This is a genomic window from Plantactinospora sp. ZYX-F-223, from assembly GCF_039649625.1.
Classification (GTDB): domain Bacteria; phylum Actinomycetota; class Actinomycetes; order Mycobacteriales; family Micromonosporaceae; genus Plantactinospora.
This window is the reverse complement of sequence record NZ_JBDJAV010000036.1, coordinates 1-26,335: the sequence shown is the minus strand read 5'-3', so window position 1 is coordinate 26,335 and position 26,335 is coordinate 1. Positions and strand designations below refer to the sequence as shown.

Below are 26,335 nucleotides of genomic sequence, written 5' to 3'. Positions count from 1 at the left end.
GCCGCCGCTGTCCGGGTAGCCGGTGGCCGACCCCGTCCGCCTCGGTGCCGCCCGCCACCTCTCCCGGAAGGACCGACGTGGGACGCGAGAAAGTGTCGGCGGTGGCCCGAGGGGCCACGCTGAGCCATCCAGCCCGGCAGCCTGTCCAGCCGTCCCAGGTCCGTGCGGCCACGTTCCGTTCGCGGTGGCGTGGCCTCGACCCGGAGCAGGTGTACGCCTACCTGCGCCGCCTCGCCGACGAACTGGAGGGCCTGCGGCGGGCCGAGAGCGCCGCCCGCGCCGAGGCGGAGCGGATCCGGCAGGGGTTGCGACAGTGTCAGTCCCGGCACGCCCGATGCTGGTACGTCGACCCGGCCCGGCGTACCCCGAACCGGGGGCCGTGGTGAGCGCGACCGGGCTCGATTTGTTGATGCTTAACGATGTTGTCCAAGATCTCTGGGCTTGATACAGTCATCGTCCGCTAGCTCAGCGTAGCCACGTCAATCGGGGTGTTCCATGCGTACTCGGCGTGCCCGCCTTTGCTCCACCACCTGCGGTTGGCGGCTTTCGGCGCTGCCGACCATTGCCGTCGTCCTGATCGCCGGCATGGTCCTGCCCCCCGCCGGCCCGGCCGCCGCGTCGCCGACGCAGGATCGGTTCGAGCGGTCGAACCAACCGGTGCCGCGCCTCGCGACCGACCGTAACGCAAAGCCGAACGCGCTGGCGGACCGCAAGTCGGACGGTAAGCCGTGCGCGACGGGAGCCGCGCGGCCGTACGTGCTGACCACGACCCCGATCCTGGCGGGCCGGCAGTCCGATCCGGACACCGGGCAGCAGTCGTTGACCACCTGGTTCTACTGGTGGCCCCTTGGCGACTCCCGAAACGAGGTCGACAAGGTTTCGCAGGCTTCTGGGAACCCGAGTACGGTGTCGCAGGCGATCCCGGCCGGCAAGCTGGTCGACGGTGGCACGTACGTGTGGCAGGCGCGCACCCACGACGGCTCCGGATACGGTGCCTGGTCGGAGGTCTGCGAGTTCACCGTCGACGTCACGCCGCCGCCGATGCCCGGCAACGTGACGTCGACCGACTACCCGGACGACGGTGCGCACGGCGCGGTCGGCTGGCCGGGGGTGTTCGAGATCGCGCCGCCCGAGGTGGATCCGCACGAGGTCGAGGCGTACGCCTGGACCTTCGACTCGGGGACGCTGCCGACGACCGCCGCCACGATCCCGGCCCGCTCGACCGACCACGGGGCCACGTTGGTGGTCAGCCCGCCCCGCGACGGGATCAACATGTTCCGGGTGTGGTCCAAGGACCGCGCCGGTCGGTTCTCGACCCAGGCGCGGATCTACACGTTCTCGGTGCGGGCGCCGTGGGGGCCGGCCGGGCACTGGACGTTCGAGGAGACCGGCGGCGACGCCGTCGACGTGAGCGGACACGGCAACACGGCCGCCCTCGACGCCTCCGCGACCCGGGTGTCGGGGCGCTCCGGCGTCGGCACGGCGTTGGCGCTGGACGGCAGCGCGGCCGGCACGGTGAGCGGGCCGGTGACGCTGACCCGCCCGGGTGAGAGCGCGGCGGTGCCGGTCCGGACGGATGCGGACTTCACGGTCGCCGCCTGGGCCAGGATCACCTCGCCGGCCGGCCCCGCCGAGCAGGTCGTACTGGCCGGGAACGGCACGCGCACCTTCGCGTACTCGTTGGGCTACGCGGGCAGCGTCGAGCGGTGGCGGTTCTCGATGACCGGCGCCGACACGGACGACCCGGCCGTGTACTCGGTGACGTCCGACGCTGTCGCCGTGCCGGGGAAGTGGACGCATCTGGCCGGGGTCTACGAGGCGGCGACCCGGACGCTGACCCTCTATGTCGACGGGGTCGCGCAGAGCAGGACCGCCGCGTTGGCGGGTGGCTTCGGCGCCACGACCGACACCACGATCGGCAAGCGCCGGTGGAACGGTGGCGACCAGGGGTTATTCACCGGCGCGGTGGACGACGTACGGGTCTACGACTATCCCGAAAGCCCGGCGAAGCTCGCCGAACTGGCCGTTCCGCTGCAACCGGCGGTCACCTTCCCCAATGGAGCCGTGGCCGATGCCGGCGGCCAGCTCACCGTCGTCTTCGACGCCCGCGGCGACACCAACGTGACGAAGTTCCGTTACAGCGTCCACAACTTCGGGCTGGACACCGTTGTGGCGGCAACGGAGCCGGGTGGCACGGCGACGGTGACGTTTGATGTTGGCAGCCAGATCGGCGACCGGTCGGTGTACGTGGTCGCGGTGGACGACGGCAACCGGGTCAGCGCCTCGGCCCGCGGGCAGTTCACCGTGCTCGGGCAGCCGTATCTCTCCGGCACCGTGATCGATGTCAGGACGTTCATGCCAGTCGCCGGCGCCACGGTGCGGTTGGAGCCGGGCGGCCTTGAGTTGACCACCGGTCCGGACGGAGCCTTCTCGTTCACCGGGATTCCGGCCGGAACTTACACCGTGTCGTCCAGCCATGACGGGCAGTGCGCCAGCCAGACGATCGACATCTCCCCGGCAGGAGCCTTCTTCGATCTCTATCTGTTCCCGTGTGCCGAGGGTGGGCCGCGCTAGACCTGGAAACCCGCACCTGCGCGCCGGTCCGCTGACCGAGCTCGAGCGCCCGGGCCGGGGTGGTCACGGACATCCGGCAGGCGTCCACCATCGGGATACCGGCCGCATCACCGGCCGGCCGCCCAGCTCGTACGCCTTCGTTCCGCTGGCCAACCGGATGCACCGTCTCCTCCTCGTAGCCTGAGCCGGCGGCCGACGAGGGGAATGTCAGCCGCCGGGATCGGAACTACACTGCTCGATGACTCGGGGCCGGGCGTCCAACCCCGTACCACCAGGGGGTGGCTGTGCTGCCCCGACAGTCATGCCCTCTCCCGTTGGCCCGAAAGGTTGCCTCGGCATGCGTACGCCCGAGCCGGAACGACCTGTCCCACGTCGCCCGGCCGGTGCCGACGACCCCGCCGTCCCGTTCGCCGACCTCGGCGACCACCAGGTCGGCCCCGCCGAGGCGGCGATGCTCGCTCCGCTGGAGCCCACCCCGGTCGTGCCGCAACCACGGTGGAAGCCGCGCCAGGTCCCGGACGCCGAGGCGCTACGCCAGGCCGGCCGGGCGGTGGCCACCGGTGCCGCGCAGACCGCCACAGTCGTCGCCACCGGTGCCGCGCAGACCGCCGCGTCGGTGGCGACCGGAGCGGCCCGGACGGCGCGTACCGCCGCCCACCGGGGCACCCGGCCGATCGTGAACCTCGCTGCCGGGATCGGCTACTTCTTCCGGGGCGCCGGGCGGTTCCTCGGCAGCCCGGCACTCTGGCCCTACGCCGTGGCCCCGCTCGTGCTGCTGGCGCTGGTCATGCTCGGCATCGCACACGCCGTCGAGGCCGGCGCCGCCGCCGTGATCGGTTGGCTCACCTCGTTCGCCGAGACGTGGCCACAGTGGATTCACAGTACGCTCGGCGAGATCCTGCTCTGGGGCGTACGGATCGGCATCCACTTCGCCCTCGGTTATCTCGTACTGCCGCTGAGCATCGTGCTGGGCGCGCCGTGCTACGTGCTGCTCGCCCGCCGGCTGGAGCGTCGGCTCGGCCCGGTCGAGCCGGTCGTTGGCGTCGATCCCGGCGCCACCGACCGGATGCCCTCGCTGTGGCGGGCGTCCGGGGTCGCCATCCGGCAGGCCGTCCTGGTCACGCTGGTGGTCCAGCTCGGCTGGCTGCTGCTCGTACCGCTGCTGCTCGTGCCGGGGCTCAACGTGTTCGTGGCGATCGGCGCGGTCGCCGTCTTCAACGGGTTCCTGGTCGGACTGCTGATGCTGGCGATCCCGCTGCATCACCACGGGGCGTCCACGTTCCGGGGCCAGTTCCGGACGGTCTGGCGGCACCGGGCCAGCGTGATCGGCTTCGGTGCCACCAGTGGACTGCTGCTCGGGGTGCCGTTCACCCCGCTGCGGGCGCTCGTCGCGCCGATGGTCTTCACCGGTGCGGTACTGCTGCACCGCCGGATGCGCCGGGCCGACGCGGTGACCCGGAGGGACCGCGCCAGCGATTGCACCGATCTTCATCACAGGTGACAGAAGCGGGGGTCCGACCTGCCGCCCGCATTGTCAACACTGACGAAGACAGCGCCGTCGCGCGCTGTCACGCTATTCGCGTCTGTCGATTCCTCGGTTGTCGCCGAGTTCCGCCCGACGGCAGAGTCCAATTCGTCGTGGACGAGGAGCACCAGGAGGGGCGAGATGGTGACAAGGATGAAGAAGCGGCTGCTGGCGGGCGTCAGCGCCACCGTACTGGCCACCGGGGTGCTGGTGCCGGGCACGGCCAGGCCGGCCCAGGCGGTCGACCCGGGAACGGTGGCGTCGATCATCCAGTTCGCGGCGGCCGCGTTCTCGTATTTCAAGGGTTCGCAGAACGGCGGCATGACGATCGAGCAGGCGACCAGGCAGATCATCAGCGCGGTCAACACCTCCCGGGACGCGATCATCGCGCACGCGGACGCGCTGGCGGTGGCCGAGGCGACGGCGTGCGTCCGGCACCACGTACTCGAGTTTGCCGACATCGCGGAGTTCTCGCTCAGCCTCAAGCAGCGCTGGGCGCAGGACGTGACCAGTTGCGTGACCCTGATCGACGCCCTATGGAGCGGGGTCGGTGCGGACAACACCGGGGCGCGCAACCAACTCGGCATCCTGCTCGGCGCGATCGGGCCGATAGCGTTGGTCGCCCGGGCCGAGGCCCGGTTCAGCACTGCGGAGCTGACCACGCTGCTGGTCAACGCGTTCAACCGGGCCAAGCTCCGCTTCCAGCCGACCTGCTTCGGCACGCCGTACTTCATCAACGAGGAGTTCTGGCTGTACCACCCCGAGCCAGTGTGGCTGGACGGCGGATTCTTCTGCTACGGCGGCTACGACAGCATCGTCCAGGACTACGTGGGGATGGCCTCCACCGGTGGCCGGGCTTGGTTCCAGGGCGGAAACCTGCTCGAGTACGACTTCAGCCCACTCGTCGACGCGTCATCGAGGCAGACGGCGCACGGCGTGGCCGTCGCCGCCCTGGCCCAACTGCAACCGTAGCCCGCACCGCGCGACGGTCGTGGTGGCGTTCTTGCCGCCGGATCAGTCGCCGACCCACTCGCCGGCACGCATCACCCGGACGACGTTCAGATCGTCGTCCAGCACCACCAGGTCGGCCCGCCAGCCGGGCATCAGCGCGCCGATCCGCTGGCCGAGCCCGATCGCCCGGGCCGGGGTGGTCGCGGCCATCCGGCAGGCGTCCACCATCGGGACACCGGCCGCCACCGCCGCGCGCAGCGCCGCGTCCATGGTCAGCACGCTGCCGGCGATCGCACCTGGCGAGGAGTCCGAGGTGGCCAACCGGACGGTGCCGCCAGCCACCACCACCGGCTGGCCGCCCAGTTCGTACTCACCGTCCGGCATCCCGGCGGCGGCCATCGCGTCGGTGATCAGCGCGGCCCGGTCCGGGCCGGCCACCCCGGCGGCGAACGCCAGGGTGCCATGGTGCAGGTGTACGCCGTCGGCGACCAGTTCGCAGACCACGTTGGGCGAGCCGAGCAGCGCGAAGACCGGCCCCGGCTCCCGGTGGTGCGCGCTGGGCATGCCGTTGAACAGGTGGGTCGCCACGGTCGCCCCGGCGAGCACCCCGGCGCCGGTCTGCTCGTACGTGGCGTCGGTGTGCCCGATCGCCGCGACGACCCGCCGGGAGACGAGTAGTTCGATCGCGGCCAGCGCGCCGGGCAACTCGGGAGCGAGGGTGACCATCCGGACCGTACCGTCGCCGAGGGCGAGCAGCTCGGTCAGCTCGTCCAGGGACGGGTCGCGGAGAAACTTCGGGTTCTGCGCCCCGCACCGTACCCCGGACAGATAGGGCCCCTCGTAGTGGACGCCGGCGAGTACGCCCTCCTTGACCAGCGGGGCGAACGCCTCGGTGGCGTCCCGCATCAGCTCGTACGGCGAACTGACCAGGCTGGCCAGGATGCTGGTGGTGCCGTGCGAGAGGTGGAACGCGGCGGCGGCCCGGGCCTCGTCGGCGTCCCCGGTGGTGAAGGTGTGCCCGCCGCCCCCGTGGCTGTGCATGTCCACGAAGCCGGGCACGACCCAGTGCCCGTCCTGGATGGACGGATATTCGGCGACCGCCGAGATCCGTTCACCGTCCAGCTCCACGCATCCCTGCCGGATCACGCCGGTCGGGGTTACCACCTTGCCACTGACCCGGACGGTCATGTCGTCTCCTCGCTGCGCTCGTCGTCGCCATGACATATCAGACCGGGCCGATCGACGATCTCGTCAGGCTCGGTCATGTCGTCGTCGTTGCGTCGCGCCGATGGCCGGAACGGCTCGGGACGGGCCGGCCGAGCAGGGCGGCGTGGCCCGCTCACGGCCGGTTCATGGTGTCGAGGGCGAGCAGCGCGGCACCGAGGGAGCCGGCCTCGTCGCCGAGGGCCGCGCGCAGCAGCCGGGGCTCGGTCTGGAAGGTCAGTCGTTGCCGCAGCGCCACGCCGAGCGGGTCGAGCAGGTCGGCGCCGGCCTCGGCCAGCCCGCCGCCGAGCACGACGACCTCGGTGTCGTAGAGCGCCTGGGCGATGGCCAGCCCGTCGGCCAGGGCGTCGATCGTCTCCCGCCACACCCGGGTCGCGGTCTCCTCGCCGCCGGCCACCCGGGCGACCACCTCGGCGGCGGTCGCCGGAACACCGGTCAGCGTCGCGTAGCGCCGGCCGACCGCCGCGGCCGAGGCGACCGCCTCCAGGCAGCCGAGCCGGCCGCAGCCGCAGCGCGGCCCGTCGGGGCGTACCACGACGTGGCCCAGCTCGCCGGCGGCGCCGTGCGCGCCCGCGAAGGCCGACCCGTCGACCACGTGCGCGGCGGCGATCCCGGTGCCGATGGCGAGGAAGAGCACGTGCCGGGTGCCCCGCCCGGCGCCGAGCCGGGCCTCGGCGAGCCCGCCGGACCGCACGTCGTGGCCGAGCGCCGCGGGCAGGCCGAGCCGCGCGGTGACCAGCTCCCGCAGGGGTACGTCCCGGAAGCCCAGGTTGGCCGACCAGACCGCCCGGCCGGTGGTCTCGTCGACCACCCCTGGCACGGCGAGCCCGACCGCGACCGGGGTGAGCCCGTCGGACCGGGCCTTGCCGGCGAGCCCTTCGGCGACGTCGAGGATGCTCTGCACCACGGCCGCCGGGCCGCGCTCGGCCCGGGTGTGGTGCCGTTCGGTGTGCACGACGCGTCCGTCCGGTCGGACCAGGGCGCACTTCATCCCGGTCCCGCCGACGTCGAGCGCGACGACCACGTCTCCGGCCGGTGCCGGGGCGGGGTCGGTCATGCGAGAACCACGGACCGGGTGAGGTGCCGGGGCGCGTCCGGGTCGAGGCCGCGCCCCTTGGCCAGAGCGACGGCGAAGCGCTGCGCCAGGATCAGGTCGGCCATCGGGTCCAGCGGCGGCCGGCCCGCGGCCCAGCCCCCGATCACCGCGTGTACGCCGTTGGTCCGGCTGTGCACGAACGCCGCCCCGGTGGCCGCGATGTCCTCGGCCAGCCCGTCGGGGATCTCGCCGAACGCCCAGACCACCCGGCCGGGTGCGGCGATCGAGATCGGGCCGTGCCGGTAGTCCATCGCCGGGTACGCCTCGGCCCAGGCGGTGGCCGCCTCGCGGCACTTGAGCGCCGCCTCGTGGGCGATCCCGACCGTCCAGCCCTTGCCGAGGAAGGTGATCTGCTCCACCCGGGCAGGGTCGAACGGCAGCGGGGCGCGTACCGCCACCTCGGCGTCGGCGGCCAGCGCGGTGATCCCGGTGCCGAGGTGGGCCCGGAGCAGGGCCAGGGCGCTGGTGGCGAACCGGGTCTGTACCACCGAGCGCTCGTCGGCGAAGGGCATCGCGACGGCCTGCTCGGCGAGGTCCACGGCCGGCGAGCCGGGGTCGCCGACGATCACGGTGCTCGGCCGGCGCCCGCCCAGCGCGGAGAGGACGTCCAGCACCTCCGTGGTGGTACCGGACCGGGTGATCACCACGACCCGGTCGTACCGGCGGTCGAGCGGGAACTCGGAGGCCTGGAAGGCGTCGGTCTCGCCGTGCCCGGCGCGCTCGCGCAGCCCGGCGTACGCCATCGCCATGAACCAGGAGGTGCCGCAGCCGACCACGGCGACCCGTTCGCCGGGCCGGGGCAGTGCGCCGGTGGAGTCGGCGGCCAGCGTGGCGGCCTGCCGCCAGCACTCGGGTTGACTGGCGATCTCCGCGTCGACGTGGCCCATCTCAGCTCCTCGCAGGCGGGAGACCGCACCGGCGGGGCGGCGCCATGTGACGGCGGACCGGCCTGCGCAATACGGCTCGGTTTGACGATCTTTCGCGCGTTATTCTGCGCGAAACATAACGGTCGTGGCAACCGTGCGCAGCTTTGCGCAGAACATGGTTTTGCGGCTGCGCGTTTCGCGCACTATTGTGCACGGAATCTCCGCATCGTACGCAGCTGGAGGCCCGGGTGGACCGCTACGCCAGATGGAACGCGCTGCTCGAACTGCTGACCGACACCGGTCGGGTGAGTGTGGAGGACGCCGCCGCCCGGCTGGACGTCTCGCAGGCGACCATCCGGCGCGACTTCGACCAGCTCGCCCAACAGCAGATGATCACGCGTACCCGGGGCGGCGCGGTCGCCAACGGCGTCTCGTACGACCTTCCGCTGCGCTACAAGACCGCCAAGCACTCGGCCGAGAAGCAGCGGATCGGCGCCGCCGCCGCCGCTCTGGTCGCCCCGGGCATGGTGGTCGGGCTCAACGGCGGCACCACCACCACCGAGGTGGCCCGGGGGCTGGCCGTCCGGCCCGACCTGAACAGCAGCGCCGACGGCGCCCAGTTGACCGTGGTGACCAACGCGCTGAACATCGCCAACGAGCTGCTGGTCCGGTCCCGGATGAAAATCGTGGTGGCCGGCGGCGTGGTCCGGCCGCAGTCCTTCGAGCTGGTCGGCCCGCTCGGCGGCGCGCTGCTCCGCGAGGTCACCCTGGACGTGGCACTACTCGGGGTGGACGCCATCGACGTGCAGCTCGGCGCGGCGGCGCACCACGAGGGCGAGGCGTCGATGAACAACCTGATGGTGGCCCGGGCCAAGCGAGTCGTGATCATCGCCGACTCGTCCAAGCTGGGCGGGCACGCCTTCGCCCGGATCTGCCCGATCGAGCGGGTCGAGACCCTGGTCACCGACTCCGGTGCGGACCCGGTGACGGTGCAGGCGTTCCGGGACGCGGGCGTCAACGTCGTCTGCGCCTGACCCACCGCCGCCCAGCACGGGGCGCGGGCCTCTGCCGGCCTGACCTGGCCGGACGTCACCACATGGTCGATCTCGCTGGGTACTTGACACCGTGAAGCTAAGCTCATTAGCTTTACGGCTATGAAGCATCCTCGGTTCACGGCGACCTCGACACCTGCCGCCACCCGTACCCGGCCCGGCGCTCTCCTGTTCGCGGCCGCCGGTGCCCTGTTCGTCCTCTATCCGGCCATCCGGCCCTGGGACGACGAATCCACCCCGGCCGGGGCGATCGCCGCGATGAGCTCCACCGCGTGGGTGGCCTCGCACCTGTTCGCCGTGATCGGTTTCATCCTGCTGCCGCTCGGGCTCCTCGCGCTGCGCAGAGCGGTCGACAGCACCCCGGGCGAACGGCCGGCGGTCGCCGCGATGCTGACCGGGTGGATCGGCGCGGGGCTGGTCCTGCCGTACTACGGCGCCGAAGACTTCGGCCTGAACGCCCTCGCCCGCGAGGCCGCCGAGGGTCAGCGGTTCGACCTGCTCGCCGTGGTCGAGACCGTACGCTTCAGTCCGGTCGCGAGTACCACCTTCGGGATCGGACTGCTGGCGCTGGGCATCGGCGCGGTGCTGGCCGCGGTGGCGGTCTGGCGGTCGGGGACGCTGACCCGCTACAGCGGGATCCCGTTCGCGCTGGGGTTCGCCCTGTTCCTGCCGCAGTTCTTCACGCCCGCTGCGGTGCGGATCACGCACGGCGTGCTCGTCGGGATCGGCTCGGCCTGGTTGGCCTGGGAGCTGTGGAGAGCGGAAGCCCGGTAAGCCGAACGACTCGGCCGAACGACTCAGCCGAACGGCGGGCCGGAAGGGCGGCTCCGGCCACCAACGGGCGATGTGGACGAACCGGGCATCGCCGTACGGTCGTCCCCGTCCAGTCCGAATCAGTGATGGCGAGGTGTTTCCGATGACCGAACACGACGACCGGAGGCGGTTCCTGCGGCGCGCCGCCGGTGCCGGCGCGGTGGCGATCGGTGCGGCGGTGACCGCGAGCGGGGTGGCGGTGGGTGCGGGCGGGGCCGCCTCGGCGTCCCCACCGAACCGCCGGAGGCCGGACAGCCCGGTCGTGGGTACCTGGCGTGGTGTCGTCACGTTGCCGCACGAGGAGGAGGTGGCACTCTTCACCTTCCTGCCGGACGGCTTCTTCCTCTCCTTCGCCCAGGGGATCCACATCGCCACCGGGCGCTGGGAGCCCACCGGGCGGCGTACCGTCACGTTCACCCTCTGGCAGGTGCTGCCGGACGACCTGAAGGGGATGCCGCTGCGCTACAACGGCGAGGTCCGGGCCCTGCACCACGCCGAGGTACGCGGCGACACGCTGACCAGCCAGGGCACGTACCGGGGGCTCGACATCGACGGCAACGAGACTGGCCGAGGGCCGGTGAGCGCCCGGGCCACCCGGTTCGACATCAGCACGTTCTGAGCGTTCGGCGGAGCGGGCCGGCCGACCCGGCTCAGCGGACCAGGCCGGCGCGGTGCGCCAGGATCGCCGCCTGCACCCGGTTCGTGAGCTGGAGCTTGGCAAGGAGCCGACTGACGTGGCTCTTCACGGTGGCCTCGCTGAGATAGAGCCGCCGGCCGATGTCGCTGTTGGTCAGTCCCTCGCCGAGCGCGACCAGTACCTCCCGCTCCTTGTCGGTCAGCACGTCGAGCCGGCGGAGGGCGTCGTGGCGGTCCGGGTCGGCCGGCTCGGCGAACCGGTGCAGCAGCCTGCGGGTGACCTGCGGTGACAGCATGGCGTCACCGGCGGCGGCGCTGCGGACGGCGGCGGCCATCTGGTCGGCGGTGGCGTCCTTGAGCAGGAAGCCGACCGCGCCGTGCCGGAGCGCCGTCGCCACGTACTCGTCGAGGTCGAAGGTGGTCAGCACGACCACCTTCGGCGGCACCGCGAACCGGGCCAGCGCGGCGGTCGCGTCCAGCCCGTCGGCGCGGGGCATCCGGATGTCCATCAGCACCACGTCGGGGCGCAGGTCGCGTGCCTGGCGTACCGCCTCGGCACCGTCGCCGGCCTCGCCGACCACCTCGATGTCGTCGTACGCGTCCATGATTGTCCGGAGCATCGCCCGGACCATCCACTCGTCGTCCACCACCAGCAGCCGGATCACGGGCTGACCTCCAGGTTCGGGCCGGCCACCGGCAGCCGGGCCGACACCTCGAAACCGCCGCCGGCCAGTCGGCGGGTGCGAAGTGTGCCGCCGACCAGCCGGACGCGTTCGGCGATGCCGAGCAGCCCGTGCCCGCCGCCCGGCGCCATGGCCGGTGCTCTGGTACCGCCGTCGTCCCGGACCACCAGCCAGAGCCCGTCGCCGTCCGAGCCGACCGACACGGTGGTGCGGGCGTCGTGGGCGTGCTTGTGCACGTTGGTCAGCGCCTCCTGCACCACCCGGTAGACCGCGTGCTGCACCAGGGCCGGGGCGGAGAGTCCGGCCTCGACGGAGAGCTCGACGGTGTGCCCGAGGGCCCGGGACGCGGTCACCAGCTCGGCCAGGTCGTCCAGACCGGGCTGTGGGCGCAGCGGCACGGCGGCGCCGTCCCGCAGCACGCCGACCAGGGTACGCAGTTCGGCCAGCGCCTCGCGGCCGATGCCCTGGATCTGGCCGGCGATGGTCACCGCGTCCCGCCCCTGCGCCGACTCCAGCGCGGTGGCGTGCAGCACCATCAGCGCCACCCGGTGGGTGACCACGTCGTGCATGTCCCGGGCGATCTGGGCCCGCTCCTCGGCCCGGGCCTGGTCGATCCGGAGCCGCTGCTCGCGCTCGTTGCGCCGGGCGCGTTCCTCCAGGTTCGCCAGCACCTCCCGGCGGGACGACAGGTAGAGGCCGACCAGCACCGGCAGGATGCAGATCGCGACGCTGAGCGGTACGCCAGCGTCGCCGCCGTTGGCGTGCCAGATCGGCCAGGCCACCGCGGTCACCATGACGGCGGTGAGCACGACCCGCAGCCGGGCCGGGCGGAGATGGGCACCGACGGAGTACTGCGCCAGGATCGTCGCCGGGTACGCCCCGACGACGGCCCAACAGAGCAGCGCGGAGCCGTACAGCAGCAGTGGCCGGTCCCGCCGGACCAGTACGGCGAGCCCGGTGAGCACCCCGAGGGCCGCGTTGACGGCCAGCGGGGCGCGCTGGTTGACGATCGGGGAGCCATCGAACAACCCGGACTGGAACCCGTCCCAGACGCCGGCCAGCACGCAGACCGCGGCGAGCAGCAGGTCCACGGCGCGTTGCTGGCGGGAACCCATGCCGGAGAAGTCTATGCAGGTCGGCCTCGTGCCGCCTCGGTCGTTGGATTCATCCGTTAGTAGTGCCGGGGGCCGGCACCGAGCGACCATCGGGCGGCGATGCGGGGTATCTCGGCCGATGGCGACCGGGTCGGGCGTGCCTAGCGTCGAGGCATGTCTCTCGATGTCCGACCGGAGCGGGGCCGCGTCTCCAGGCCCGCTGCCCTCACCGTGCTGCACTGGGTCTTCGTCGGTTTTGCCGCGCTGGCCGTCGGGTCGCTGCTGGGTGGCTCCGACGCGGTCGTACTCCGGGTGGCGGCACTGGTCGGCTATCCGGTGGCGGCGCTGCTGTCGGTGGTCGCCGCGCTGCGCGGGCCGGAGCGCGGGCGCCGGATCACCATCGTCCTGCACCTGGTCCTGGCGCTGGCGCAGTTCGTCTTCAGCATCCCGGCCACGGTCGCGCTGCTCGGCATCCCGCTGTCGCTGGCGATCCTCGCGGTCAGCCGGCCGAGGTTCCCCCGGATGTCGCCCCGGACCCGGAAGGTCTGGCTGGTCCTGCACGTCGGGTTCAGCGTCGGCTGGCTCGGCGTGGCGCTCACCATGACGGTACTGGCGATCGTCGGTACCGCCGCCGAGTCGCACGCGCTCCGGCACGGCGCCTACGAGGTGCTGCACATCGTCGATCTGGCGGCGGCGATCCCGTCGATGTTCCTCGCCATCATCACCGGCCTGGTGCTCTCGCTCGGCACGAAGTGGGGTCTGGTCCGGCACTGGTGGGTGCTGGTGAAGTTCGCCATCTCGGTGAGCATCCCGCTGGTCGCCGGGACGCTGGAGAGTGCGCTCGCCGACGAGTTGGCGCTGCGTACCGTCGACCCGGCCGCCGAGCCGGGTGCCACCGGCGTCGCCCTGACGGCCTGCCTGGCGGCGTTCACCGTCGCGCTCTGGGGCGCCACCATCCTGTCGGTGCTGAAGCCGTGGCCGCGTACCCGGTGGGGGCGCTCGGCCGACGCCCGGGAGCGGGCGGCGCGCCGGGACGCGGCCCGGCCCTCGGCGTCGGCCGGGTCCCGGTCATGACAGCGATGGACCCACGCCGCCCGGACGGGTCATCCGGGCACCGGCATATATGCCGGTCGAGCGTGATACCACCAAGTCATCGTGATGACTCCATGGCATCACGCTCAAACTCGGGTGCCGCCGGCTGCGAGGAGCGACGGACGAGGTACTGAAGATCGGCCGCCCCGATCGATTACCGCAACCGAAGTAGCGTGTATAGCGGGGTAGCGTGCAAAGCGATGGTACGGTGTCGGTCGTTACCGGACGTAGGCGATTCCGGACACGACCAGAGAGGCCGAAATGGCTGCCGTACTGGAGATCGAAGGTCTGCGGAAGACCTACCGGAGTAGACGCCGGGGCACCCGGCAGGCGTTGGACGGCTTCGACATGCGGGTCGAGGCGGGCCAGGTGCACGGGTTCCTCGGCCCCAACGGCTCGGGCAAGACCACCACGCTGCGTACGCTGCTCGGGCTGATCCGGCCCAACGGAGGCCGGATGGCGATCCTCGGCCAGGAGGTGCCGGCGGCGCTGCCGGTGGTCGCCGGCAAGGTCGGCGCGATCGTGGAGAGCCCGCAGTTCTTCCCGCACTTCTCCGCCCGGGACACCCTCTCGCTGCTGGCCGGGGCCGGCGGCGTGCCGCAGACCCGGGTGATGGAGGTGCTGGAGCTGGTCGGGCTGCGCGAGCGGGCCAAGGACCGGGTCAAGACCTACTCGCTGGGCATGAAGCAGCGGCTCGCGGTCGCCTCCGCCCTGCTCAAGAACCCGAAGCTGCTGATACTCGACGAGCCGGCCAACGGCCTCGACCCGGGCGGCATCCGGGAGATGCGCAGCCTGATGCGTGACCTCGCCGCGTCCGGCATGACCGTGGTGGTCTCCAGCCACATCCTCGGTGAGGTGCAGCTCATCTGCGACTCGGTCACCATCATCTCGCTGGGCCGTCGGGTCGCCGCCGGTCCGGTCGCCGAGGTGCTGGCCGAGCACTCCGGCGGCGGGCTACGGGTCCGGCTGGAGGCGGTCACCGACCTGCCGGCCGCCGTCGACCTGCTCACCCGGGCCGGCGCCCGGGTCAACCCGCACGACGACCACCTGCTGGTGTACGAGGTGGACAAACCAGCCACCGTCACCCGTACGCTCGCCGCCAACAACCTCTACGTCAGCGAGCTGGCCCCGATCACCGTCGACCTGGAGAGCGTCTTCCTGGAGCTGACCGCCACCGCTCCGGTGCCGGGCCAGCACCGCCAGGTGGACCAGTCCGTGGTGGTCGACGGGGGCGCGACCGACTCCAGGGCGAACGGGGGGTGGGGGGTGTGAACCTCTACACCACGGAACTGCGCCGGCTCGCCAAGCGGCGGTTCGTCCGTTATCTGACCCTGGCCGGGCTGCTCGTGCTGGTCGCCGTCGCGGTCGGGATGTTCGTCACCAACCAGAAGATCGGGCCGGCCCAGGTCGCCCAGGCGGAACGCGCCGCAGATCAGGAATACCAGCAGAACGTCGCGATGACCGAGCAGCACCGGAAGGAGTGCGAGCAGGCGAAGGCGGCCGGCAACGCCTCGACGGACCGTTACCCGGAGAAGTGCGCGGACATCCAGCCGCCGCCCCGGGAGGTGTTCCGGGCCGACTGGCACCTGCCGGCCACCTTCGAGTTCCGCAAGGAGTTCGCCAGCACCATCACCACGCTCACCGCCGTACTCGCGCTGGTGGCGTTCGTCGGGGGTGCCTCGTTCGTGGGTGCCGAGTGGAGTTCCGGCGGGATGATGAACCTGCTGCTCTGGCGACCGCAGCGGATCCGGGTACTCCTCACCAAGCTGGGCGCGCTGCTCTCCGCGCTGTTCGGCGTGACGGTGCTGACCGGCGCGCTCTGGACGGCGGCGTTCTGGGCGACCGGCAGCCTCCGGGGCAGCACCGCGGGCATGACCTCCGGGGCCTGGCAGTCGTTCGGCCTGACCGGACTGCGCGGGCTCGTCCTGATCCTGGTGGCCGGGGTGCTCGGCTTCGGACTGGCCTCGCTCGGCCGGCACACCGCGCTGGCGCTCGGCGGGGTGCTCGGGGTGATGGTGGTCGGGCAGTTCGGCCTGGGCATCGTACTGGCGGTGGCCCAGGTCAGGTTCATGGAGAGCTGGCTGCTGCCGACGTACCTGCTGGCCTGGATGGACAAGAAGGTCACGTTGCAGAACTGGGACGCCTGCCAGGCGTCGTTCACCGGCGAGTGTCAACCGCTGACCAAGGACATCACCTGGCAGAACTCGTCGGTCCTGCTCGCCGTCGGACTGGTGGCCGTGCTCGGCGGGGCGATCTGGTCGATGCGGCGGCGGGACATCACCTGACGGGACGTCACCTGATCTGTCGTGGCGGCGGGTGACGGGGGTCGGGGGCGGCGGCCGGGGGGTGCCGCCCCCGGCGGCCGCCGCGCCTGGGAACGGGCCGTCCGGAGGTGACGATTGTCGCCGGTGGCGCCCGGTGCGGTCTTGGTCGGGCGTCGGTAGGCTGGTGAGCTGTTCGCAGGTCGTGCCGTGTCTACTCCCGGGGGAGCGCCATGAGGAACGCCTCTGCTCCGGCCGACGACGAGGCGGACGACGTCGCCGCCGGGCACGCCGAGACCGTCCACGTTCCGCAGCCGCGGCCCGCGCCCGGTGCGGAGTCGGAGGACGTACCCGAGATCCCCGCCCCGGCGCCGCCGGCCGACCCGGCACTGTCCGAGCGGGAACGCGAGATCCTGGCCTTCGAACGGCGCTGGTGGAAGCATGCCGGCGCCAAGGAGCAGGCGATCCGGGACGCGTTCGACCTCTCCGCCACCAGGTACTACCAGCTCCTCAACGGACTGCTGGACAATCCGGCCGCGCTGGAGGCCGAGCCGATGCTGGTCGCCCGGCTCCGCCGGCTGCGCGCGGCCCGCAGCCGCAACCGCCGCCGCTGACCACGCCTGTTTCCGGACCGGCCGCCCCGTGCCCGCCGGGAACGGTCACTTCTCGTACGTGCGCAGCCCGTTGCCGAGTGCGATGAAGGTCGGCGCCCACTCGCCGATGAAGATGCCCCAGCGGTCGGCCCGGTCGATCCCGGCGCTCTCCATCTGCTTCGACAGGCACCAGCTCAGGAACGACAGCCCGATGCTGGCCGCGCCCGCCATGTACATGTGCTCGGCCCGCAGGCCCATCCGGTGCAGGTGCTCCAACATCTGCGCCCCCTCGTGTCAAGCCCCGCCACCGACGTTACCGTCGGTAATTGTCGCAGGCAGGCAGGTTGCCCAGATGGGGTGCGCCGCCCGCGCCGACGCCCGCTCGGCAACGGGTCGCCCACCCCGACGGCCGGTCGCGGGGAACTGCTTCCCGACCCGTCGATTTCGGCCGGATCGGGTCTGATTCACGGTAGACAGGAGAGAGGACCACCGTCGGAGTGCCGGGGAGCCGCCGATGAGACCGTCAGGCCGCCCGCAGCCGGAGCTGCGCCGATGATGCGGGTCCGGTCGGCCTCGGCGGCCGCGCCGGGACGACTGGAGAACGAGGACCACGTCTTCCGGTACGGGGAACTGGTCGGCGTACTCGACGGAGCGACGGTGCCGGACGGCTTCGACACCGGCTGCGTACACGGTCCGGCCTGGTACGTCCGGCGGCTCGCGGCGCGGCTCGGGCTGGCCGCGGCGGACCGGCCCGCCGCCGCGCTGACCGGCAACCTCGCCGCCGCGATCCTGGCGGTACGCGCGGACCACGGCGGTGCCTGCGACCTCGACCATCCCGGCACCCCGTCGGCGACCGTCTGCCTGCTGCGGAACGGTGGCGACTCCGTCGACTACCTGGTGCTCTGCGACAGCCCGCTGGTGCTCGACCTGGGCGAGCGGGTCCAGGTGGTCTCCGACGAGCGGCTACGGGCGGCAATGGCCGACCTGCGGCAGAAGGCGACCACCGTGGCGCGGGTGGGCGGTGAGGTGGACCCGGCGACCCGGTTCCGCCGGGCGGTGGCGTTGCAGCGGGAGCAGATGAACCAGACCCACGGCTACTGGGTGGCCGCCGCCAATCCGGATGCGGCGTACCACGCGGTCGCCGGCAGCCTGCCGCTGCACGGGCCGGGGCGGATCCGCCGGGCCGCGCTGCTCACCGACGGGGCCTCGGTCGCGGTCGAGCAGTTCGGCCTCTTCGACTGGCGTGGCCTGCTCGACCTGCTCAGCGAGGCCGGGCCGGGCGAGCTGATCCGCCGGGTCCGGCTGGTCGAGGCCGGCGACGGCCAGCGGCGCAGCGGCTTCAAGCGGCACGACGACGCCACCGCGGTGCTCTGCGAGTTCGACGACTGAACGCCGGCCCGGGCACGGCACCGGCCCTGGCAGCGCGGGCGCCGGGTCGAAACCGGGTGGCGGGTCGAAACCGGGTGGCGGCGATCGCCGGGTACGGCGACGATCGGCGGCGTGTCGATTCCCCAGCGGCAGGTCCGGGCCGGCTACACCGACGAGACGATCACGGTCTACCAGGCGTACGCGCCGTCGATCGCCGAGCCGGCGCTGGCCGCCGGCCGGTTCGTGGCCCCGTTCAAGCGGGAGCGGATGACCTGGATCAAGCCGTCCTTCCGGTGGATGATGTACCGCTGCGGCTGGGCGGAGAAGCCCGGGCAGGAGCGGGTACTCGCGGTCGAGATCACCCGGGACGGCTTCGAGTGGGCGCTCGGCCGGGCCTGCCTGAGCCACTACGACCGGGACCGGTATCCGAGCCGGTCGGACTGGGCCGCGCGGCTGAAGACCAGCCCGGTACGCGTGCAGTGGGATCCGGAGCGGTCGCTGGAGCTGGCACCGCTGCCGCACCGGTCCCTCCAGGTCGGGCTGAGCGGCCCGGCCGTCACCCGGTACGTGGACGAGTGGACCGTCGGGATCCGCGACGTCACCGCGACCGCGCAGGCGATCCGGGCACACCTGCGGGCCGGCGAGCGGGACGCGGCGGCCGCGCTGCTCCCCGCCGAGCGGCCGTACCCGCTGCCGGAGCCGGTGGCGGCGGTCATCGGCGCGTCCTGATCCGGGCCGGCGCCGGTCGTACCGTGCCCACCCGAGGTGTGTCGCGGGTCCGCCGGCCGGCGCCGGGGTCGGCACGACCAGCCAGTCGGGCAGGGGGTCGCCCGGTCGGGTCGGGGTGGCCCGAACGGAGCGGGTCTGGCAAACCGGTGGACGCGGCGGCGACGCGGCGAGAAGCATCGAGATCGTGACCCGTGAGGTACGGCTGACGCCGGTAGACGAGCAGAATCTCGAACCGCTGCTGTCGGTGGCGGTCGCCGAGACCGAGCCGGACGAGGTGATGCCGCCGGTCGAGGCGCCTGCCGGCTGGTCACAGGCTCGGCGGGACGCGTTCCGGGAGTTCCACCGGGCGAACTTCGGCGGCCTTTCCGGGCCGACCGGCAACCTGATGTACGCGATCGTCCAGGACGGCGACGTGGTCGGGATGGGCCGGCTGGGCCGGCACGCCGAGCCGGGCACCCTGGAGACCGGGATGTGGCTCGGCAAGTCCACCCGGGGGCAGGGCATCGGGCTGATCGCACTGCGGCTGCTGCTGGCCGAGGCGATCGATGCCGGCGCCCGGCGGGTGGTGGCCGAGACCCGGGCGGACAACATCCCGGCGCTGAACCTGCTGGCCCGCTGCGGCGCGGTGCTGGACGGCGACGGCACGGCGATCCGGGCGGAGATCCGACTCGGGGTCAACGAGGACGTGCCGGCGCCTGGTGAGGCCCGGGCGGCCGGCGGGGCCGGGTAGCCGCCGGTCGCCCGCCGTCAGCGGGCCGCGCCCGGCCGCAGGCCGGCAAAGATGATCGCCAGGGTACGTTCCCGCAGCTCAGCGTCCCAGCCCCCGTGCAGGGCGCCCTGGCAGGTACTGGCGAGCAGCGCCATCACCTCGGGCAGGCGTACCTGCCGGTCGACCGTGCCGGCGGCCCTGGCCTGACGGAGCAGGCCGTGCACCGCCTCGCCGAGCACGTCCAGCACCTCGGGTAGCTGGATCTCGACGCCGGTCCGGGCCAGCAGGTCGGCCACGGCCTTTTTGGTGGCGGCCTGCTCGACGGTCTGGGCGAAGAACGTGAACAGCCCGGTGCCGTCGCGGTTGTCGCCGCCCAGCGTGGCGGCCTGCTCGACCAGCCCGGCCAGTACGCCCTTCATGATCGCGGCGAGCAGGTCGTTCTTGGTCGGGAAGTGCCGGAAGACCGTACCGATGGCGACCCCGGCCCGGGCCGCGACCTCCTCGGTCGACGCCGCGACGCCGTGCTCGGCGAACACCTCCTCGGCGGCCGCCAGGATCCGTACGCGGTTGCGCTGCGCGTCCGCGCGCAGCGGCCGGCCGGGATCGGCTGTCCGGGACGTCATGCGGGGCTGCCCTCCTTGCAAAATGAGTCGAGGCTCATTATCTTCCTAAGTCGAGTCATCACTCACTCTAGCGTCGAGGAGATGTCCCGATGAGCACGCCCAGCGAAGCCTTCGCCCGGATCCGGAACAACTTCCTGGCCAACACGGCCGTCTTCGCCGAGGACCAACTCGCCGAGGACGTGGTGGTGGAGATGCCGTTCGCCGCACCCGGCCGACCCCACCGGATCGAGGGCCGGCGGGAGTTCCTCGACTTCGCCGCCGCCGGCCGGGCCCAACTCCCGCTCCGGATCGACGACTGCCGCAACGTGGTGATCCACGAGACCACCGACCCCGAGGTGATCGTCGTCGAGTACGAACTCGCCGCCACCCTGACCACCACCGGCGTCTCCGCCTCCGCCCCGTTCATCGCGGTGCTCCGGGTCCGGGACGGCCGGGTGGCGCACTGGCGCGAATACCAGAACCCGGCCGCATTGGCCCTGGCGACCGGCCAGGAGTGAGCCACCGGCCAGTCCGGCGCCACCGGGCGGCCCGACCGGCACCGGCTCACCGCTGCGCGGCGTACCCGGCCAGCCAGGCGACCTGGCCCGGATCCAGGGACGGCCGGACCCGGGCCCGGGCCGTCGCTACGTGCCCGGCGTGCACCGTGCTCGCCTCCAGCGACTCCCGCATCGCCGCGAGCGCCGCCTCCCGGACCAGCGCGGCGCAGTCCGCCGCGGAGAACCCGTCCAGCTCCTCGGCCAGCGCCGCCAACTCCACCTCCTCGGCCAGCGGCACCGACCGGGCAGCCGCCCTCAGGATCTCGGCCCTTGCGGCGGCGTCCGGCGGCGGCACGTAGACCAGCCGTTCCAGCCGGCCCGGCCGCAGCAGCGCCGGGTCCACCAGATCCGGCCGGTTCGTCGCACCGATCACCACCACGTTGCGCAGCGGCTCCACCCCGTCCAGCTCGGTGAGCAGCGCCGCGACCACCCGGTCGGTGGTGCCGCCGTCGGTGGCCTGGCCGCGTACCGGGGCCAGCGCGTCGACCTCGTCGAGGAAGACCAGGGTGGGGGCCGCCTCCCGGGCCCGCCGGAACAGCTCCCGGACCGCCCGCTCGCTCTCGCCCACCCACTTCGAGAGCAGCTCCGCGCCCTTCACCGACAGCACGTTCGCCCGCCCGGTACCGGCCAGCGCGCTGACCAGGAAGGTCTTGCCGCAGCCCGGCGGGCCGTAGAGCAGTACGCCGCGCGGCGGCTGCACGCCGAGCCGGGCGAAGGTGTCCGGATAGTTCAGCGGCCAGAGCACCGACTCGGTCAGCGTCTCCTTGACCTCGGCCATGTCACCCACGTCGTCCAGGGTCACGTCGGCCAGCTCCAGCATCGAGGACTCGGCCATCGAGGTCGGCCGGACCACCTCCAGCGCCGCCGAGAAGTCGGCCATCGCCACCGTCGGGGCGGTCGCCTCCTTCTGCCGCAGCGCGGCGCGTACCCCGGCCTCCCGGGTCAGCGCGGCCAGGTCGGCGGCGACGAATCCGGGCGTACGGGCGGCCACCTCGTCCAGCCGGACGTCCTCGGCCAGCGGCATCCCGCGGGTCAGCACCGTCAACTGCTCCCGGCGCAGCGCGGCGTCCGGCAGCGGGATCGCGATCTCCAGCGAGAGCAGGTCGGGGGAGCGCAGCGCCGGATCCACCGACTCGGGTCGGCTGGTCGTGCAGACCACGGCGGCTCCGGCGCGTACCGTCTCGGCGAGCAGTTGCCGGAAGACCGTGCCCACCGGACCGGGCGTGTCGCGCGGGGCCAGCGCCTCGACGTCGGAGACCAGCAGTACCGCCGGCGGCGCGTCCCGGACCGACGCGACGGCCTCGCGCAGCCGCCGGGCGGCGGCGTCGTTGGTCAGCGCCGCCACCTCGGGCGCCCAGATCGCGGCGAACCGGGCGCCCACCGCCCGGGAGACCGCCCGGACCAGCGCGGACTTGCCGGACCCGGCCGGACCGGTCAGCAGTACGCCGAGCGAGACAGTGGTGCCCAGCCGGCCCAGCACCTCACGGTGGTGGAAGCCGAGGTCCAGCAGCTCGGTCAGCTCCTCGGCCTGGGCCCGCAGCCCGGGCAGCTCGTCCAGCCCGGGCGCCGGATCGGGCACCGCCCTGGTCGCCGCCGCCGGGCTGGGGCCGCCGGTCACCGCCCGTACCTCGGTCGGTGCGGTGCCGTGCGTGGCGTGGCCGCCCTGCCAGCCGACCACGCTGTCCATGGTCACCAGCACGGAGTCCGTGCCGCCGCCGGGGAGCCCGTTCGCGGACTCCGCCGAGGTGACCGTCAACAGGGTGCTGGTCCAGGCGTAGCCGACAGTGTTCGCCAGGCTGCGCCGGGCCGCCTCGACCAGGGTCCGCACGCCGGCGTCCGGGAGTACGTCCTGGGGCAGCAGGGAGACGTCGTCACCGGTGGTCACCATCTTGCCGAGCAGCGCGAGGCGGAGCATCTCCGGCGAGACCACGGCGACGATCTCCGGCGGGCCGGTCAACATCACCCGGCGGGCCGCCACCACCGGGGTCGGGGTGACGGTGACCTGGCTGCCGTCGCGTACCCCGAGGTTGCCGAGGACCAGGTCGTCGGCGTAGAGCAGGGCACGGCTCGCCGACGGCTCCGCCCGGGCCACGATCCCGGCGGTGGTACGGCGCCCGGTGAGCCGTACCGGAGCGCCGGGGTGCAGGCCCAGCGCGGTCAGTACCTCCGGATGCAGCCGGACGATGCCCCGGCGGGCGTCCAGCGCGGCCGGCCGCAGGCTGGCGGTGAGCGTGAGATCCCGACCCGTCACCGGCCGAGAGTACCGACCGGGAACCAGCCGCCGGGACGCGACGAGTGAACCTTTTTCGACCTCTCCTTACGGTCCGGCGCACCGCAAGGTCGGCGGCGGTGCGTGAGCGGCGCGCGATCCAGGTTGAAATAGGTTCAGTGCGCCGGTGACCGTCGACGGCCTCAGCCGTGGTCGTCGGGGCCGAGCAGGGACGGGTCCCGCCGGATCAGGTCGGCGAGCCGGGCGGCGGCGTCCGGAGTCGGCGGATCCTCCGGAGCGGCCCAGCTCGGCACCGTCCGCACCGACATCGGCCAGGAGTGCGGTGGCTGCCCGGCGACCGGCAACGCCGGCTCGGCGGCGGGGCGTACCGTGACCACCCCGTCCGACCAGGCGACGTGCATCGCCGAGATGTTCGGTCCGTCGGCGACCCACATCGTGACCGCCACGTTCGGATACTGCGCGACGACCCGCTGGACCGCGTCGGTCACCTCCTCGACCGGTGACCCGGCCCGGGCCGCCGCCTCCTGGGCCCGTCGTCGTTGCAGCGCCTCCCGGCGCTCCATCCGTGCCAGTGCGTCGTCCAGTTCGCCCCTCATCGTGTCACCCTTCCCGGCCAACCGCCGACCCGTCGCGGCCGGACCGTCGCGGGCTAAGTCTCCCGCTCCCGGATCGCTCGATCCAGGGCCCGATCCAGCACGATCAGTAAGGCGTCGCGTACCGAAAGTCGATCTCTGGCGTCGAACTGGACCAATGGGACATGTTCCCCGATCGCCAGCGCCCAACGGATCGCCGTCAGGTCGTGCGCGATCTGGCCGTCGAACGCGTTGACCGCGACGACGAAGGGTAGACGGGCCCGCTCGAAGTAGTCGATGGCGGGATAGCAGTCGTCGAGCCGCGAGGAGTCCACCACCACCAGCGCCCCGAGCGCGCCCCGGGCCAGGTCGTCCCACATGAACCCGAAGCGGGACTGCCCCGGCGTGCCGAAGAGGTAGAGCTTGAGACTGCGGTCGATGGTGACGCAGCCGAAGTCCATCGCCACCGTCGTGGTGGTCTTCTCGGAGCGGATTCCCGGATCGTCGACGCCGATCCCGGCGGTGGTCATCTCCGCCTCGGTGGTCAGTGGCGCGATCTCCGAGATGGCGCCGACCGTGGTGGTCTTGCCGACCCCGAAACCGCCGGCGATCAGGATCTTCACCGGAATCGGCGGCGCGGTACCACGCCGCTGCTCGGACCGGTGCGCCCCGGCCGGGTCGGCGCCGGCCTCCCGGGCGTGCCGGGGCGGTACGTGGCGGGTGGGCGGGGCGTACCCGGCGGGCAGCCCCCGGCCGGTCCCGACGCTGTGTCCGGGCGGGCTGCCGTACCGGCCGGGTGCGCTGTTCGCCAGGGGGCCGGCCGGCGGCGAGGCGGGCCAGTCAGGAGATCGCACGAAGTCCATCGATCACTCGCATAATGAGGTCGGGGTCGTGGGCATCCTCGACGGGACAGATGTGTACGTCGAGGTGGCCGGCGGCCCGCAGGTCACCGACCAGGATCTTGGTGACGCCGAGATGCATCCGGAGCCGCGCGGAGATCTCCGCCACGGACATCGGCTCGACGCACAGCGCGACGATTTCCTGGAGTTCCGAGGAGAGCCGGTTGACCGGTGGGCTGGTCCAGGACGTGGCATCGATCCTGGCGGTCACCTGGGTCTCCAACCCGATCGCCGGGTCGGCCCCGGAGACCCGCCCGGAGGTCAGCACGAACGGGCGCAGCCCGGTCGGCACCGGCTGCACGATCGGCAGCTCCCCGGTGTCGACCTCCGGCTCCGCCTTCTCCTCCGCCAGCACGGCCTGGAGATAGGGACGGATCCGGACCGTCGGCAGTACCTCCGGCTCCGGCTCGGCGTCCGGCTCCGGCAGCTCGCTCCGCTCGGTCATGCCGGTCCCTCACTCCGCCCGAAGGCGTTCCGGGGGGTACGGCGCGGCGGGCCGCCACCCGCAGCACCCGTGGTCACGACTGAACGGAGTTCTTCAGTTCGACGATCAGCCGAGGGGTGAGCGCGCCTCCGGCCCGACCGGCGAACAGGGTCATCTCGTAGGCGACGGTGCCGAGGTTGGCCGACCGGTCGGCGACCACCCCGAGGACCGAGCCGCTGCTGATCGCGCTGACCAGCAGGTAGCCGTCGGTCATGTCCACCACCACCCGGTTGAGCGCACCCAGCGTGTACCAGTTCGCGGCGCCGCTGGCCAGGCTGGTCATCCCGGAGACCACCGCGGCCAGGCGCTCCGCGTTCGACCGGTCCTTGATCGACGACATGGCCATCAGCAGACCGTCGGAGGAGACCGCGATCGCCTCCTGTACGCCGGCGGTGCCGGACGTGAACGAGTCCAGCAACCAGTTGAAGGTGCGCGCCTCCTGGCTCAGCTCGCCGGTGCCCGCTGCCTGCTGGTCCTGCTCGGTACGGATGAAGGGAGTGCTCATCGGGAGCTGCCCGAGAATCCGCTGGCTTCAGCCATGGGGAGGAAAGGGCGGTCAGGCGTGGTGGTTTTCGGCATGGCGTCGACTCCTCTGCGGGTCCTCTGCGGGTCAAATCTGTCGGATGCGGCTGGGATGCTTGTGGGCGTGGACGAGACGGTGCGGTACACCTACCGGTTGCGCCCTGGCGCGACTGCGGAGGCCGCGCTGCTTGGCGAGTGGGGGCGGTGTCGCTGGTTGTGGAACGAGGCCGTCCACCAGCACAGGACCGGCCGCAAACCGACCTTCGGCAGGTTGTCGAAGTTGTTGACCGAGGCACGGGCCCGCTCGCCGTGGTTGCGGGAAGGGTCCCAGGTCGCCCAGCAGCAGACGTTGCGCACCTATGCTCTCGCCCTCCAGCGCTCCTTCAAGGTGAAGGGACGCGGCCGGCCGAGGGTCAAACGACTGAAGGACACGCTGCCCAGCCTGGAATACACCACGCGCGGGTTCTCGATCCGCGACCGTCGGCTGCGGCTGCCCGGCGGCGTCAGCATTCCGGTCGTCTGGTCCCGCGAGCTGCCGTCCGATCCGACCAGCGTCCGCGTCTACCAGGACTCGCTTGGGCACTGGTACGCCTCCTTCGTCGTCCGCCGCAAGGCTATCGCCGCCCCCGACGTCGAAGGGGCGATCGGTGTCGACTGGGGCGTAACCACGACCGCGACGACCACCGACCCCGCCTACGACCTGCCACACCTCGCCCACCGGAAACGGTGCGCCGCCGAACTCGCCAAACTCCAACGCCGAATGAGCCGCCGTCGGCGCCCCAGGGGTGTCAAGCCGTCGAACGGCTACCTGCGCGCCAAACGCCAGGCGGCGAAGCTGGCGAAGAAGGCGGCCCGGCAGAACACCCACGATGCCCGTGTCTGGGCGAAGAAGATCGTCGACAACCACGCGACGATCGCCGTTGAGGATTTCAAGCCGACGTTCCTGGCCAGGTCCCGGATGGCGGGCAAGGCCGCTGATGCGGCGATTGGTGCGGCGAAGCGGGAACTTGTCGATCGTGGCTTGCGGGCGGGCCGGAAGGTGGTGCTGGTGCCGCCCGCCTACACCACGATGACCTGCTCGCAATGCGGTACGAGAGCCAAGCACCGTCTCGGGTTGGGTGTCAGAGTCTTCCGGTGCGACGACTGCGGATACACCGCCTGTCGGGACCGGAACGCCGCGAGGACGATCCTCGCCACGGCAGA

Annotated in this window: 28 protein-coding genes; 16 read left to right on the top strand and 12 right to left on the bottom strand. The window is 72.4% G+C overall.

From position 1 onward, the window contains the following. Positions 1–77 precede the first annotated feature (77 nt). The 4 genes from AAH979_RS30425 to AAH979_RS30410 all read left to right on the top strand — a co-directional run bounded on the left by AAH979_RS30425 (position 78) and on the right by AAH979_RS30410 (position 5,071). Entirely contained in the window at positions 78–386 is a 309-nt protein-coding gene (locus AAH979_RS30425) for a DivIVA domain-containing protein (RefSeq protein ID WP_346261575.1), read from the top strand. Positions 387–495: 109 nt separating this feature from the next. Continuing rightward, positions 496–2,574 (top strand): LamG-like jellyroll fold domain-containing protein, encoded by a 2,079-nt coding sequence (locus AAH979_RS30420; RefSeq protein ID WP_346261574.1) that lies wholly within the window; start codon positions 496–498, stop codon positions 2,572–2,574. A gap of 337 nt (positions 2,575–2,911) precedes the next feature. Then, entirely contained in the window at positions 2,912–4,075 is a 1,164-nt protein-coding gene (locus AAH979_RS30415) for an EI24 domain-containing protein (RefSeq protein ID WP_346261573.1), read from the top strand. Between the two features lie 165 nt (positions 4,076–4,240). Then, complete coding sequence (locus AAH979_RS30410; protein ID WP_346261572.1) at positions 4,241–5,071, top strand: hypothetical protein; 831 nt, start codon at positions 4,241–4,243, stop codon at positions 5,069–5,071. A gap of 42 nt (positions 5,072–5,113) precedes the next feature. Here the strand turns inward: AAH979_RS30410 and nagA are convergent, their stop codons facing one another. The 3 genes from nagA to AAH979_RS30395 form a co-directional block, all read right to left on the bottom strand. Further along, entirely contained in the window at positions 5,114–6,238 is a 1,125-nt protein-coding gene (nagA, locus tag AAH979_RS30405; protein ID WP_346261571.1) for an N-acetylglucosamine-6-phosphate deacetylase, read from the bottom strand. A 151-nt stretch (positions 6,239–6,389) separates the two neighbouring features. Further along, the gene (locus tag AAH979_RS30400; RefSeq protein WP_346261570.1) at positions 6,390–7,331 is read right to left on the bottom strand and encodes an ROK family protein; all 942 of its coding nucleotides are present in this window, start codon (positions 7,329–7,331) and stop codon (positions 6,390–6,392) included. After that, entirely contained in the window at positions 7,328–8,257 is a 930-nt protein-coding gene (locus AAH979_RS30395) for a sugar isomerase (RefSeq protein ID WP_346261569.1), read from the bottom strand. Before AAH979_RS30395 ends, AAH979_RS30400 begins: the two co-directional genes overlap by 4 nt. 227 nt (positions 8,258–8,484) lie before the next feature. On the opposite strand from AAH979_RS30395, the gene AAH979_RS30390 reads away from it, so the two are divergent. The 3 genes from AAH979_RS30390 (at position 8,485) to AAH979_RS30380 (ending at position 10,720) form a co-directional block, all read left to right on the top strand. Beyond that, a complete protein-coding gene (locus AAH979_RS30390; protein WP_318396735.1) occupies positions 8,485–9,270 on the top strand; it encodes a DeoR/GlpR family DNA-binding transcription regulator in 786 nt (261 codons plus the stop codon). A gap of 120 nt (positions 9,271–9,390) precedes the next feature. Next, entirely contained in the window at positions 9,391–10,062 is a 672-nt protein-coding gene (locus tag AAH979_RS30385; protein ID WP_346261568.1) for a hypothetical protein, read from the top strand. Between the two features lie 142 nt (positions 10,063–10,204). Further along, a complete protein-coding gene (locus AAH979_RS30380; RefSeq protein ID WP_346261567.1) occupies positions 10,205–10,720 on the top strand; it encodes a hypothetical protein in 516 nt (171 codons plus the stop codon). A 31-nt stretch (positions 10,721–10,751) separates the two neighbouring features. On the opposite strand, the gene AAH979_RS30375 is transcribed toward AAH979_RS30380, so the two are convergent. Continuing rightward, entirely contained in the window at positions 10,752–11,402 is a 651-nt protein-coding gene (locus AAH979_RS30375; protein ID WP_346261566.1) for a response regulator transcription factor, read from the bottom strand. After that, positions 11,399–12,535, bottom strand: coding sequence for a histidine kinase (locus tag AAH979_RS30370; RefSeq protein ID WP_346261565.1), 1,137 nt, complete (start codon positions 12,533–12,535; stop codon positions 11,399–11,401). The genes AAH979_RS30375 and AAH979_RS30370 overlap by 4 nt, the downstream gene beginning before the upstream one ends. Positions 12,536–12,688: 153 nt before the next feature. Here AAH979_RS30370 and AAH979_RS30365 point away from each other — a divergent pair, with 153 nt between their 5' ends. From AAH979_RS30365 to AAH979_RS30350, 4 genes are all read left to right on the top strand, one after another. Further along, positions 12,689–13,588: a hypothetical protein gene (locus AAH979_RS30365; RefSeq protein ID WP_346261564.1), complete on the top strand. Its 900-nt coding sequence runs from the start codon at positions 12,689–12,691 to the stop codon at positions 13,586–13,588. A gap of 279 nt (positions 13,589–13,867) precedes the next feature. Beyond that, positions 13,868–14,878, top strand: a complete 1,011-nt coding sequence (locus AAH979_RS30360) for an ATP-binding cassette domain-containing protein (protein WP_346261563.1) — start codon at positions 13,868–13,870, stop codon at positions 14,876–14,878. Then, on the top strand, positions 14,875–15,891 hold the full coding sequence (locus AAH979_RS30355) for an ABC transporter permease subunit (RefSeq protein WP_346261562.1): 1,017 nt from the start codon (positions 14,875–14,877) through the stop codon (positions 15,889–15,891). Before AAH979_RS30360 ends, AAH979_RS30355 begins: the two co-directional genes overlap by 4 nt. Before the next feature lie 209 nt (positions 15,892–16,100). Further along, positions 16,101–16,481, top strand: coding sequence for a DUF3263 domain-containing protein (locus tag AAH979_RS30350; RefSeq protein ID WP_346261561.1), 381 nt, complete (start codon positions 16,101–16,103; stop codon positions 16,479–16,481). Between the two features lie 45 nt (positions 16,482–16,526). On the opposite strand, the gene AAH979_RS30345 is transcribed toward AAH979_RS30350, so the two are convergent. Then, positions 16,527–16,739: a hypothetical protein gene (locus AAH979_RS30345; RefSeq protein ID WP_107257510.1), complete on the bottom strand. Its 213-nt coding sequence runs from the start codon at positions 16,737–16,739 to the stop codon at positions 16,527–16,529. A gap of 273 nt (positions 16,740–17,012) precedes the next feature. Between AAH979_RS30345 and AAH979_RS30340 the strand changes: the two genes are divergently transcribed. The 3 genes from AAH979_RS30340 (at position 17,013) to AAH979_RS30330 (ending at position 19,287) form a co-directional block, all read left to right on the top strand. Then, complete coding sequence (locus AAH979_RS30340; RefSeq protein WP_346261560.1) at positions 17,013–17,849, top strand: hypothetical protein; 837 nt, start codon at positions 17,013–17,015, stop codon at positions 17,847–17,849. A 111-nt stretch (positions 17,850–17,960) separates the two neighbouring features. Further along, positions 17,961–18,557 (top strand): DUF4291 domain-containing protein, encoded by a 597-nt coding sequence (locus AAH979_RS30335; RefSeq protein WP_346261559.1) that lies wholly within the window; start codon positions 17,961–17,963, stop codon positions 18,555–18,557. A 184-nt stretch (positions 18,558–18,741) separates the two neighbouring features. After that, positions 18,742–19,287, top strand: a complete 546-nt coding sequence (locus AAH979_RS30330) for a GNAT family protein (RefSeq protein ID WP_346261558.1) — start codon at positions 18,742–18,744, stop codon at positions 19,285–19,287. Between the two features lie 17 nt (positions 19,288–19,304). Here AAH979_RS30330 and AAH979_RS30325 read toward each other — a convergent pair whose 3' ends face one another. Next, entirely contained in the window at positions 19,305–19,889 is a 585-nt protein-coding gene (locus AAH979_RS30325) for a helix-turn-helix domain-containing protein (protein ID WP_346261557.1), read from the bottom strand. Positions 19,890–19,978: 89 nt separating this feature from the next. Between AAH979_RS30325 and AAH979_RS30320 the strand changes: the two genes are divergently transcribed. Then, entirely contained in the window at positions 19,979–20,386 is a 408-nt protein-coding gene (locus AAH979_RS30320; protein WP_346261556.1) for a nuclear transport factor 2 family protein, read from the top strand. Positions 20,387–20,432: 46 nt separating this feature from the next. Here the strand turns inward: AAH979_RS30320 and AAH979_RS30315 are convergent, their stop codons facing one another. The 5 genes from AAH979_RS30315 to AAH979_RS30295 all read right to left on the bottom strand — a co-directional run bounded on the left by AAH979_RS30315 (position 20,433) and on the right by AAH979_RS30295 (position 25,115). Next, positions 20,433–22,676 carry an AAA family ATPase gene (locus AAH979_RS30315; protein WP_346261555.1) on the bottom strand — a complete coding sequence of 748 codons (2,244 nt, stop codon included), beginning with the start codon at positions 22,674–22,676 and terminating at the stop codon, positions 20,433–20,435. A 161-nt stretch (positions 22,677–22,837) separates the two neighbouring features. Further along, positions 22,838–23,251 (bottom strand): hypothetical protein, encoded by a 414-nt coding sequence (locus AAH979_RS30310; protein WP_346261554.1) that lies wholly within the window; start codon positions 23,249–23,251, stop codon positions 22,838–22,840. 53 nt (positions 23,252–23,304) lie between these two features. Further along, positions 23,305–24,090, bottom strand: coding sequence for an ATP/GTP-binding protein (locus AAH979_RS30305; RefSeq protein WP_346261553.1), 786 nt, complete (start codon positions 24,088–24,090; stop codon positions 23,305–23,307). Continuing rightward, complete coding sequence (locus tag AAH979_RS30300) at positions 24,068–24,571, bottom strand: DUF742 domain-containing protein (protein WP_346261552.1); 504 nt, start codon at positions 24,569–24,571, stop codon at positions 24,068–24,070. Before AAH979_RS30300 ends, AAH979_RS30305 begins: the two co-directional genes overlap by 23 nt. A 73-nt stretch (positions 24,572–24,644) precedes the next feature. Further along, positions 24,645–25,115, bottom strand: a complete 471-nt coding sequence (locus tag AAH979_RS30295) for a roadblock/LC7 domain-containing protein (protein WP_101369297.1) — start codon at positions 25,113–25,115, stop codon at positions 24,645–24,647. A 141-nt stretch (positions 25,116–25,256) separates the two neighbouring features. Between AAH979_RS30295 and AAH979_RS30290 the strand changes: the two genes are divergently transcribed. Next, positions 25,257–26,335, top strand: a 1,079-nt coding sequence (locus tag AAH979_RS30290; protein WP_346261551.1) for a transposase, incomplete at its 3' end; no start/stop codon positions are given.